At 44.4% G+C, this 9,668-nt stretch carries 5 protein-coding genes and 1 pseudogene; 1 reads left to right on the top strand and 5 read right to left on the bottom strand.

Features of this window, described 5'->3' with window-relative positions; genetic code table 11:
• The 3 genes and pseudogenes from VF500_RS26600 to VF500_RS26610 form a co-directional block, all read right to left on the bottom strand.
• A pseudogene (locus tag VF500_RS26600) lies at positions 1 to 414 on the bottom strand (hypothetical protein); the annotation flags it as partial.
• A gap of 25 nt (positions 415 to 439) precedes the next feature.
• The gene (locus VF500_RS26605; protein WP_330862568.1) at positions 440 to 3,754 is read right to left on the bottom strand and encodes a TonB-dependent receptor; all 3,315 of its coding nucleotides are present in this window, start codon (positions 3,752 to 3,754) and stop codon (positions 440 to 442) included.
• A gap of 212 nt (positions 3,755 to 3,966) precedes the next feature.
• On the bottom strand, positions 3,967 to 5,124 hold the full coding sequence (locus VF500_RS26610) for a FecR family protein (protein WP_330862569.1): 1,158 nt from the start codon (positions 5,122 to 5,124) through the stop codon (positions 3,967 to 3,969).
• Positions 5,125 to 5,243: 119 nt separating this feature from the next.
• Between VF500_RS26610 and VF500_RS26615 the strand changes: the two genes are divergently transcribed.
• Positions 5,244 to 5,816, top strand: a complete 573-nt coding sequence (locus tag VF500_RS26615) for an RNA polymerase sigma factor (RefSeq protein WP_330862570.1) — start codon at positions 5,244 to 5,246, stop codon at positions 5,814 to 5,816.
• A gap of 715 nt (positions 5,817 to 6,531) precedes the next feature.
• Here VF500_RS26615 and VF500_RS26620 read toward each other — a convergent pair.
• Positions 6,532 to 7,779, bottom strand: coding sequence for a PQQ-dependent sugar dehydrogenase (locus tag VF500_RS26620; RefSeq protein ID WP_330862571.1), 1,248 nt, complete (start codon positions 7,777 to 7,779; stop codon positions 6,532 to 6,534).
• Positions 7,780 to 7,817: 38 nt separating this feature from the next.
• The coding region (locus VF500_RS26625; protein ID WP_330862572.1) for a glycoside hydrolase family 2 TIM barrel-domain containing protein at positions 7,818 to 9,668 on the bottom strand (1,851 nt) is incomplete at its 5' end.

Genomic DNA, 9,668 nt, shown 5'->3' on the forward strand with positions numbered 1-9,668 from the left:
CTGATCAATCAACTGCTGACCGTTTAGGGCAAGGATCTCGGCATTGCCATCAATATGGTTTAAAAAGTAGGTAGCCGCGCGGATGCCGTTGTAATAGTAGCTCCACCTGTCAAATATGGCATTGCTTGCGCCTATGTTGCCGATATTAAGGTCATAAATAGTGTATTTTGACCAGGTTATATCCACCTCGTCAGAATTACCCAGCCAGGGGTTTTGTGTCCATTGTTCCGATGGGTCATCAACGTAACTATATATATTGGCCAGGTACTGCTCGGACGGGCCTTTCTTTTGAAACACCTGTTCAATGGTGATCCTGTCATTAGGCACCTGGTCCAGGTATTTTTTACAGCTGCTGCTAAACAGCAGTATTACTGTTAATATTGCTGTGCTGCACTTTATGATAGTATTTTTCATATTTATAAATATTGTATGATCAAGATTATTTAAAGGTGCATTTGATGCCCATATTATAAGTTTTAAGCAGGGGATACTGCGCGCCACGGCCATCGCCAAGCTCAACGTCCCAAAGCTTAAATCCGCTCACTGTCCATAAATTGTACCCTATGAAGTAGATGCTCAGGTTTGACATCCCCATCGGGCGCAGCCATTTTGAACCTGCAAAGTCATAGCTAAGCTGCAGGGTTTGCAGGCGCATAAAGGCACCGTTTTTTACCCACCAGGTACTGTTGGCATAGTTCATATTGTCATTGCCATAAGTAAGACGCGGGTAAAACGGACGGGAATTGGTGCTATTGGGTGTCCACCTGTCGGTGATCTGTGTAAGCAGGTTACCGCGTTCGCCGCCCTGGCTAAAGGGCTGCAGGCCATCGCCGTTTAAGGATACATCAACATTGCTGATCCCTTTAAACCAGCCTGCTATTGAAAACCCTTTGTAGCTGATGGTAGGGCCAAAGCCGTAAACAATTTCAGGGATGCTGCCATAGCCAATTGGCCCCTGGTCAAAATTATCGATCTTGCCATCGCCATTCAGGTCTTTATATTTGATATCGCCTGCTTTGTTGGTTCCCGTTTGATACGGACTGTTGGCCACATCGGCATCGCTTTGAAACAGGCCCAGGTCGGTATATCCAAAGCGTTGGCCAATTTTACGCCCAATTCGCTGTTGCCATGGATATGGCCATGGTGCGTTAGCATCATTGATAACTATAGCCCTGTTCCAGGTAAAATTGCCACGGAATGCTACGATCCAGTTGGTGCTTACCCGTTTGTTAATATCCAGCGTAGCATCGATACCGCGGTTATGCACCTCGCCAAGATTGGCATAAGGCAGTGTGCGGATCCCGGTATAAGTTGGCACATCGCCGCGCTGCCTGAAAATACCGGTGCGGTTTTCCTGGAAAACATCGGCAGTTAAGGATACGGCATTATCAAGCATCTTAAACTCGATGCCAAGGTTTTGTTTTTTTGCCTTTTCCCAGGTTACGCTTACCGCGTAATCACCAATGTCAAGGCCACCTACGCTTTGATCTGTACCGTTTTGACCATATGAATACCCTCCGTTACCGCCGCCAACAGTTGAGATATAGGCAAATCTTCGGCCGCCGATATTGCTGTTACCGACAACACCGTATGAGTACCTCAGTTTCAAAAACTGGAAGGTGCTGGCCAAGGGCTTGAAAAAAGATTCTTCAGAGATCACCCATCCTAAGCCGAATGAAGGGAAAAATCCAAAGCGATGATCGGGCGCAAAAGTTTCAGAACCGTTATAGCCAAAGTTGGCTTCGGCGAGGTATTTGTTATTGTAGGCATAAGTAACACGACCGGCAAGCCCCATATAGCGGTAGGGGATGGAGCTGATGAAGTCATTGGCAAAGGCGTCTTCCCTGTCCGATTGGTTGTAAAGGATCAGGCCGGTGACCGCATGTTTCCCGAAGGTATTGTTGTAATTAACAGCTGCTTCGGTATAAAACTGGCGGGTGCCACCGTTTGCGCGTGAATAACCCAAAAAACTTGTACCGATGGACGTTTTATCAAGCAGAAGGTTCCCTTTATCGTCACGGCCGGTAGCCAGGTAGCCATCAACAGTTTTTGTGCGGCTTATGGTATGGGTATTATAATTGTCGAAAGAATACATGGCGGTGGCCGAGAGGCCTTTTAAGATCTTGCCCAGATCCTGCGTTATGCGAATATTACTCCATAGCTGGCTCCTGAACTCATTTACATAACCACTTTGGGTAAGCAGGTTATAAGGGTTCAGCACGTCGCCCGTACGGATCTGTGAGTGTAATCCGTTGGAGTATACCGGAGGGATCACAATTGGCGGCATGATATAGGCCGAACTCCAGATAGCATCAACCGAGCTGCCGGGATAGTTACCGTTGCTGATCCAGCCTGAAGCGCCGAAATCAACCTTGGTGGTTTTGGTAACGTTGAGTGTTAAGTTTGATGTAAAGTTATACCTGTCGAACTTAATGGCCGAGTTATAGTTGGCCAGCTGATCTGTTTTATACAAGCCATTTTCGTTATAATACCCAACAGACAGGTAGTACTGCGCATTGTCCGAACCGCCATTGGCATTAACCCTTGCCCTGCGGTTTTGGCCGAATTTATTAAACAGTACCTTGAACCAATCAACATTGGGATAAAGATCAGGGTCGGTGCCGGCTGCTGTTTTCTGGATACGGTCATTACTATATTTAGGCAGCGGATCATTAGGGTTGCTGCTTTTATATGCTTCATTGGCCATTTGCATATAGGTAACTCCATCGGCAAACTGAGGGATACGGGTAAACTGCGTAATACCCTGGTCATACTGCGCGTTAATGGTAGCTTTACCAACCTTGCCTTTTTTTGTTTGGATCAGGATAACGCCGTTAGCACCACGCACACTGTAAACCGCGGTAGCCGAGGCATCTTTCAAAATACTGAAACTGGCTATATCTTCAGGATCAACATTGGGCAAATCCCTTTCCACACCGTCAACCAATACCAGCGGACTGCTGCTGGTAAATGTGGAAATACCACGAATGTAGATCTCGGCATTATCATACCCAGGTTGCCCGCTGCGCTGCACTCCAATAACGCCAGCCACGCGGCCGGCTATCAGGTCGGACAGGTTGGCTACCGGTTGTTTCAGGTCTTCGGCTTTAATGGTACTTATGGCGCCTATCAGGCTCACCTTTTTTTGTTGACCATAACCTACTACGACCACATCATTTAATCCTGTGGCTATTTCTTTAAGTACAACATTGATCTCCCTGTTGTTATTTACAGGCACCTCCTGCGTTGCAAAGCCAATAAAGGTGAACACCAGGGTACCGCTGCCATCGGGCAGTTTAATAGAGTATGATCCATCCTTGCGGGTTGATGTACTTACGGTTCCCTCTTTCAATTTTACGGTTACGCCGGGTAGGGGAAGGCCTTTATCGTCGGTTACTTTACCTGTTACTACTATTGCCTGCGGCTTATTATTGGGCGCAATATCTGCTATATTATCAGCAGGCTTCCGTTTAATAACGATCATGTTCTGGATGATCTCATAAGTTAGGGGCTGCTGTGAGAAACACCTGTCAAGCACGGCAGATAAAGGCTCGTTCACCGCATTCACGCTCACATGCTTCGCTTCTTTCAGCATTTTGTTATCGTACACAAACTCAACACCGCTTTGCCGGTGCAGCTGTTTAAACACATCTAAAAGTGAAACATCTTTTACCTTTAAATTAATGTTTTGCGAATAGGATGCAGCACTTACATGAAGCAATGCTGCCAGCAATAAAACAAACGTGAGTTTCATTATCAGCAAAATTTTGAACAGGACACGCCGGTCCCAGTTGCATGGGAATGCAATGAAAAATTTATACATTTGGTTAGGGTTAGTAATTAATTGGTTGTAAGAAAATAATCAGTTATTGGCCCTTATGCCGAAAGGTATTTGACCGGGGGCGCTCCGACCTGCTCCTGGTCTCTTTTTTCTTAAGGGCTTACAATGAAGGTTTTAAGTAAGCGTTAATCCATCACTATAACCCTCCTTCCTGTAAGTTTAAAGTGAACTGATCCTGTTGCTTCGAGTGCTTTAAGTACGATATCGATATTTTTATGCCTGGAAATTGTACCGCCGAAACTGTGTTGGCCAGGCAGGCTTTTTTTATTCTGAAAAACTACCTCGATATCATACCAGCGGCCAATTTTTTGCATGATGCTTTCAACGCTTTCGTTATCAAATACAAAAAAACCATCCTTCCAGGCTACCACATCGTCGGTGTTTACAGGCTCAACCGTAAAATGAGCATTATTAAACACGCCTTGTTGCCCTGGCACTAACCGAGTTGTACCGGTTGATGAATGCAGCTTGACTGAACCCTCCAGCAAGGTGGTTTGAACCAGCTTATCTTCGGGATAACCCATCACGTTAAAGTGTGTCCCCAAAACCTGCACATCCATCCCATTGACCGCTACCCTGAAAGGCATTTTTTTATTTTTAGCGACTTCAAAATAAGCTTCCCCGCTAAGCACAACCCGGCGTTCACTGCCAGCAAATGCCACAGGGTATTTTATAGATGAAGCCGAGTTAAGCCACACTTTTGTACCATCAGAAAGTACGGTTTGAAAGATGCCCCCACGGGGTACCGTAAGCAAATTACTATCGGGAGCAGAGGATGATCCTGGCTTATTATTGATATTATTATTTTTTGAGTATGTTAAAATGCTGTCGTTTATTTTATTTATGATAATGCCAGAGTTTGCGCCTATCTGCCCGTTTTTTGCGTTATGTAAAATAATGGATTGGCCATTGGCCAGGGTGAGGTAAGCCTGGTTTTTGCCTGGAAAAATGTTGTTTGCTGATTGAGCATTTCCTGGTTTTTGCCACCAGAAATGCCATGAAAAGAGCCCGGCCGTCAGCAGAAAAACTATGCTGGCTGCATACTTCATCCAGGTATAAGAAGTCCTTCGGGGAGGATCTGTCAGGTCCTGAAAATCTACCTCTGCATGTATTTTGGCTATGATTTTCGCCTTGACAGCTTCTTCATCTCCAAGCGTATTGTCCCACTCATTGTCCATGAGCTTTATTTCAGAATAGTGGCTTTCCAAAAGCTTCTTTTCTTCTTCGGTACATTGCCCGGAAAGAAACTTTTCGTAAAGTGAAATAAAATCCTGTTTTGACATTTTGTGGTTTATATAAGTATAGTACCCGGTGCTCAAAAAAACTCACATACTTTTTTTATATTTTGATTTTATTGTGTGTTTTAAACATTTTTTTGATTATTTTTATAATACCAGTTATAATGTTAAAGCACTCAAAAACAGATATTCAGCTATGGCATGCCGTGCGCGGGGACGATGCGACCGCATTCAATTTACTGTTTGATCGCTATTGGGTTAGCCTTTACAAAACTGCCCATTATTATCTTGACGATGACGAGGTTTGCGCCGAGGCTGTGAATGATGTTTTTGTGAGCATCTGGAATCGCCGAAAAGAATTGGAGATTGCTTCTTTCCCGAATTTTATGCAGACGTCCGTTCGCTTCCAGATCTATAAACGCCGTAAAGCAGTTAAGCTGGAAATTGTTTTTAAAGATGAGCTGATAGTTGAAGGCCGGCATGAAACCAATGACGGCGAAACGCGCATCAGGCAAGCAGAAATAGATAACCTGCTTACCGGTCATCTGGATCAGTTACCCAAACGGTGCCAGGAAATTTTTGAACTCAGCAGGTTCGATAATCTTTCTAACTCGGAAATAGCCGAACGGTTGAACATCTCAAAACGAACTGTTGAAAACCAATTAGCCTTGGCCGTAAAACACCTTAAAGTTTGCTTTAAGCATATTTATCTTTTGGTGGTTATTTATTTTATGTGATTACAGGCGCTATCGTTCTGCTGCTGCTCACTTAAAACGCTCAGGTGTCTGGAAAATGAAAATTACCTGAAAAAACAAATAAAAAACATGTCATTGCGAGTAACCATCAGGGAAATCCTGAAAAAAAATGTGATGATGTGTCAAAAAAAACACTATTGATAATCAATAACTTACAATTACGTCATTATAAGCGTAGCGTGGCAATCTCGTAGCCCCGCTGTCCGAAGTCTGTGACTTCGGACGATTATGCTCGGAGTTTATAACTCCGGTGTACTTGCCTATGAGGAAGCGATCATCTTTAGTAAACTACTGCCGCGGGTTTAGCGCAGCGTAACCCGTGGTGAACCATAGTTTGAGTTTTCAACTCAAGAGGGGAAGGCTGTAACATAAATCAAATTGACCTGCCTTAGTATTGTGTTACCTATGAATTGAAACTTCGCTGATAATATTTATACAAAAAAGGAGTTTACATATTTTCGAGAAGGGATGCACTTAATTATCTGATTATTAATTAGATAATTGAATGTTGACCCTGAATTGTGTTAACCCTGTACCCCCCTTTTGTTAGTAGAGACTACTGCCGTAGGTTAGCGCAGTGTAACACGTGGAGAATGATGGCTAAAGTTTTTAACTTCAACATTAGTTTGAGTTGAAAACTCAAACTAATGTTGAACCACGGGTTACGCTGCGCTAAACCCGCGGCAGATATGCAATCTTAATTCTTTACAATCTTATAAATACTTCCGTTCGCATTTTCAGGCCCGGTATCCGAGTTGGTTAATACATATACCTCACCGGCAGGATCCTCGCCAAAACCGATGATCTTTAAATTAGCCGGGATATTTTGAAAGGTAATTTTGCCACGTTGCCATTGGCTACCGCTTTTTTGCAGGTAAAATACTTTGCCTACCCAGTCGGCAAATACATATTTGCTTTTCAAAACAGGTACTTGTTTACCATTATAAACGTAGCCGCCTATTACCGAAATGCCTTCGGTATGGCTGTACTCTGCAATAGGCATGGTAATCCCTTTAATATCGCAGCCGGTAGCTGGATTGTAGCAATGCGTTCCTTCGGTTAAGCGCCAGCCATAGTTAGCACCTTTGGTTACAATATCCACTTCTTCCCAAAGGTCCTGCCCAACATCGCCGGCAAATAACTGTCCCGATGCTTTATCGAACGAAAACCGGTATGGGTTACGGAAACCATAAGCCCAGATTTCGGGAGCTGCATCTTTTTTACCTGCAAAAGGGTTGTTTTTTGGGATGCTGTAAGGAGTGTTGCCGTTAACATCAACACGCAGGATTTTACCAAGCAGGTTACTTAAATTTTGCCCGTTGCCAATTTCGCCGTGCTTATCGCCCTGGCCGCCGCCATCGCCAAATGAGATATACAAATAGCCATCCCGGCCAAACTGGATGCAGCCGCCATCGTGATTACCATCGGGTTTATCCTGCGCAAGGATCACCCGGCCGCTGTTAGGGTCAATAGCATCTGAATTTGCCGATAGCTTATACTCGGCTACTACATCCTTGTGGTTAAATTTGCCGGTGGTATTGGCGCTATAAAAAACATAGAATTTTTTGTTCGATTTAAATTGCGGATGCAGGCAAATCCCTAATAAACCACGTTCCTCATAACCCTTATTTACTTTGAGCATTTTGCTTCGCAGATCAAGCAGCGGCTCATCGAGCAGCTTGCCATCTTTAATCACGCGGATTTTTCCGGGCTGCTCGGTTACCCAGATATCACCATTACCCGGAAAGGTTAAAGCCGTTGGTGATTGTAAATTGGCGCTGATTTGCTGCACTTTTACTGTGATCAAAGGCGGTTCGGCCGCGCTATTAGATTTGGGCGTATGAAAAACATAGGATGAACACACAAACATAACAGCTCCCATGCCTATCAACATGAAAAAGGCATTGCGCTTTATACTGTATTTATAGCGGAATAATGGTTTCATAAAGGTTTTATTTTATTGATTGGTTTAGTGTTTGATGATCAATGCTTAAAATCAAACCACAGCGTACCGTTTACCGGCTCGCCGCTGGCGTGATTAGTCTGGCTTTGTGGTCCCATCACTTTAGCAGGCTGGAATTTGGTACCGATTGGACTTATTGCGTTTAAAAAACCAATGCTGCCTTCAGGAAAAGCCGGTTCAACATTGTTGTTTTCAAGCGCAGCCTGCTCCCTTGCCGGGTGCAGCATTTGCAGGTAGATATTTTTATCGGCTGTGTAAACTGTAAAAGGTGATTCTTTATTTTCGATCACCGCCCAGTTAAGCTCGGCATGATATCCTTTAAATTCGGGATATCCCCAGGTTTGGCCGGTAATGGTATTGTTATAGGCCTTGTGCCAAACACCAAATTGCTGACCTTTGAGCCTGTTTTTCCAAACGCGGTAAGGGCCACGCCCCAGCCATTTCATCCCGGTGATCTTTTCCTCTGGATAATTAAAAGTGATGCCCATAAAGTCTGCATCGCCCTTTTGGGTATATTGATATTCCAGTTTTGCAGGCTGACCCGGGGCGAAAGTCCATTTTACATGGAGGGTTGCCGCGCCATCATAATCGGCTTCAACAATATGCCCGCCTTTAATGGCCTTATTGGTTAACTGTTTTAGTGATGTATTTACGCCTGCCAAAACAGGGCCGCCCGATAAAGAGACAGTACCCGATGGCTTAACCACTTTTTGAATATAGCCGGTAGCTTTATCGAAATAATAAGTGATACCATCACATACAACCTGAAGCTGCTGACCAGCTTCATTGATTTTTATTGACGATTTAGCAGGGGAGGCTGCTATTTTATTAATAGCAGCAGGTGTTTTTAATACCCAGCTCCAGGTAAAGATCTCCTTTTTATCAGCACCATAAGCGGTAAGATACAGTGCATCATTTTTTGCCCATGATACAGGCAGGCTAAGATTGAGCACTCCTTTTTCGCCGGGCTTAAGATCAAATTTTGCCATTGAACCGGCAGCACTTACAATTGCAGCTGTTGTTTTGGCACTGGCCGATGGAAATTTAACCAGACGCCATTTAAAGGTACATTGATTAAGGTTGGTAAAGCTATACCTGTTTTCAACCTGGATTTTTCCGTTAAAAGTTTTATCAGCAGGTTGCGGATCAATATACACCGGCGACCAGATCTCTTTAATGGCGTAAAAGCTACCTTCTTTTTCGCGGTGCGGGCCTACAATGCCGTCGGGGGCGTGGTTGCCATCAGCATCATAGGTGTTGTTTTTATCGGTACGAATAACTGCTTCATCCAAAAACGCCCAGATAAAGCCGCCTGCTCCATGGGGATGTTTCACCATTTGCGCCCAGAAATCATCGAGTGCGGCACCAGCGCCGCCATCATACAAACCGTGCATAAATTCGGTAGGGAAAAATACTTCCTTTCCGTTGGTAGCTGCATTAACCATATAGTTATAATCGGGATAGTGTTTGGTATCCGTACCGTTAAACTTTTCCCAGGGATGGATCACCGTACGTTTTTGCGGATCATACAGGCCATAGTCATTATCCAGCGCCCGATTAAAGCCGCCTTCATTACCATTATCCCAAAACAGGATAGCCGGGTGGTTTACATCGCGTAGCACCAGTTCTTTAACCAGTTTATGGCCGGTTTCTGTATCATAATTGGCCTGCCAGCCGGTGAGCTCATCAAGCACATAAATACCCAGGGAATCGCATACATCTAAAAAGTCAGCATCGGGCGGGTAGTGCGACATGCGTACCGCGTTCATGTTCATTTGCTTCATCAGCTTAACGTCCATCAATTGGATCTCATGACTTAACGTACGGTGATCCATCCCTGGGAAAAGTTTAACGGTACGGATACCAAACAC

Source organism: Mucilaginibacter sp. (assembly GCF_036383575.1).
GTDB lineage: Bacteria > Bacteroidota > Bacteroidia > Sphingobacteriales > Sphingobacteriaceae > Mucilaginibacter.